This is a genomic window from Xanthovirga aplysinae (genome assembly GCF_009711365.1).
In the GTDB taxonomy this organism is placed as follows: Bacteria; Bacteroidota; Bacteroidia; order Cytophagales; family Cyclobacteriaceae; genus Xanthovirga; species Xanthovirga aplysinae.
The window spans coordinates 1-2,094 of record NZ_SMMB01000523.1 but is presented as its reverse complement, the minus strand read 5'-3'; the positions used below and the strand labels follow the sequence as shown (position 1 = coordinate 2,094).

The following is a 2,094-nucleotide window of genomic DNA, read 5'->3' as shown; positions in this document are numbered from 1 at the left end:
TAGCGTGGTCATCGGGACCACACTAAAGAGGGAATGGCATACCTAAACCATAGGTTGTACCAAAAAAAGAAAAGCGCTATTCCCATAAAAAGGAATAGCGCTTTTTTTTTAACATTTATTCCATGTAATTACAAAATTAAGATGAATCCCTTATTTGGAGACCATATTGTCCGTGAAATTTTAATTACCCCACTTTGTTTCTTCCATGTTAGTATTATATGGAGAAGAGGCAAACAGAGATGATGCAACTAACTAGAAAAGCTTTAAAGTTAACAAGCACCATCTTATTTCAGATGGTGCTTTTTTTATAACCCTTATTAAATAACCGCCAGCAATATGTCGTATTACAATGATCAAACCGTACTCTTCCTTGACGGGAGATGGGCCAAGGCTTCAGAAGCTAAAGTTGACCTTTTTAGTCAATTTCTTCATTATGGCAATGGAGTATTTGAGGGAATTAGAGCCTATAATTCTTAAGGCAAACTTTCAAAATGGCAATAAAAACGGATGATTTGGAAATGAGAAATAAAATGATTTTCCTGACAGACTAATAGGAAGTAAAAAATCTAAAAACTAAACCACTTTCAAGATCGAAAAACCGGAAAGAAAAATTTATAAAACTCAAGAAATAAAAATAACACGGTTGGCAACAATGGCGAGCTGCTATGCTTTATCAACGCACAAAAAAGGGACGCCCAGAAAGCACAGCATCCAGCCGGGCTGTTGTCAGTCATAAAAAGTTAAAAGAATGGAAAAACAAAACTGGTTAAAAGAAGCTGAGGAAACATTAGTACGGTATTGTGGAGATTTCTCCCCTATTCTAATCGAGAAAGCAAATGGAGCTTATATCTATACTAAAGATGGCAGAGGTATTCTTGATTTTACTTCTGGACAAATGTGTTCGGTATATGGTCATAATCATGAAAAAATAATGCAAGCTATAAGGAATGCTACTGAAGAAAGTATTCATTTATTAAGCACTATGCTTTCTCCATCTGTTATTGAATTAAGTAAACAATTAAGTGATTTATTACCAAATGGATTAGATAAATGTTTATTTGTAAATACAGGGTCTGAGTCTAACGAAATTGCAATTCGAATGGCAAAACTATCTTCAGGAGGTTTTGAGGTTATAGGTTTTTTAGGCTCATGGCATGGTATGACTGCTGGTGCTCAGTCAAGCACCTATTCATATACCCGCAAAGGATATGGTCCAGCAATACCTGGAAACTTATCTATTCCTGCTCCTTATTCATACAGATGTCCAATTAAACATTGTAAAAATAAGTGCGATAATACCTGTCTTGAAGTTGGAATGGCAATGATAGATAAGCAATCAGTAGGGGCCCTTGCTGCTTGTATCGTAGAACCAATTTTAAGTGCAGCAGGAATAGTGGAATTATCACCCGAATATTTTAAAAGATTGAAAGAGTTATGTGATGAACGAGGAATTTACTTGATTTTGGATGAAGCTCAAACTGGGTTGGGAAGGTTAGGAAGCAATTTTGGGTTTGAGTTATTAGAAACAAGCCCTAACTTTTTAACCCTTTCAAAGACCTTGGGAGGAGGACTTCCATTAGCCGCAACAATTACAAGTAAAGAAATCGAAGAGGATTGTTACTCCAAAGGATTTATAAATATAACCTCACACATTTCGGACCCTTTACCTGCTAAAGTAGGGTTGGCAATGATTGATGTTTTTATCAATGAAAAAATGGCAGAAAAGGCTGAAAAACAAGGAAATTATTTAAAAAAGCAATTGTTAGAATTACAGAATAAGTATGAATGTATTGGGGATATAAGGGGAAAAGGATTATTGTTGGGAGTAGAAATTGTTAAAGATAGGGAGTCAAGAGAACCTAATATAGACTTAGGGCACAGAATATCAGAAACCTGTTTAAAATTGGGCCTGAGCATGAATATTGTCAGAATTAAGGGAATGGGAGGAGTGTTTAGGATTGCCCCTCCTTTAACCATAACGAAAAAGGAAATTGATTTAGGGATTGAAATTCTCGATAATGCAATAAGAGAATCATTGAATTGAGAAAATACTACCGACAACATTGTATCCTATGTAAAGCCTTTTCGTTGCTA

2 protein-coding genes are annotated in these 2,094 nt (G+C 35.4%); both read left to right on the top strand.

Features of this window, described 5'->3' with window-relative positions; all coding sequences use genetic code 11:
- The first annotated feature begins 336 nt into the window (after nucleotides 1-336).
- Nucleotides 337-477, top strand: coding sequence for a hypothetical protein (locus E1171_RS02350; RefSeq protein ID WP_155203699.1), 141 nt, complete (start codon nucleotides 337-339; stop codon nucleotides 475-477).
- Nucleotides 478-748: 271 nt separating this feature from the next.
- Nucleotides 749-2,044 carry an aspartate aminotransferase family protein gene (locus E1171_RS02345; protein ID WP_155203697.1) on the top strand — a complete coding sequence of 432 codons (1,296 nt, stop codon included), beginning with the start codon at nucleotides 749-751 and terminating at the stop codon, nucleotides 2,042-2,044.
- The last annotated feature ends 50 nt before the right edge of the window (nucleotides 2,045-2,094 follow it).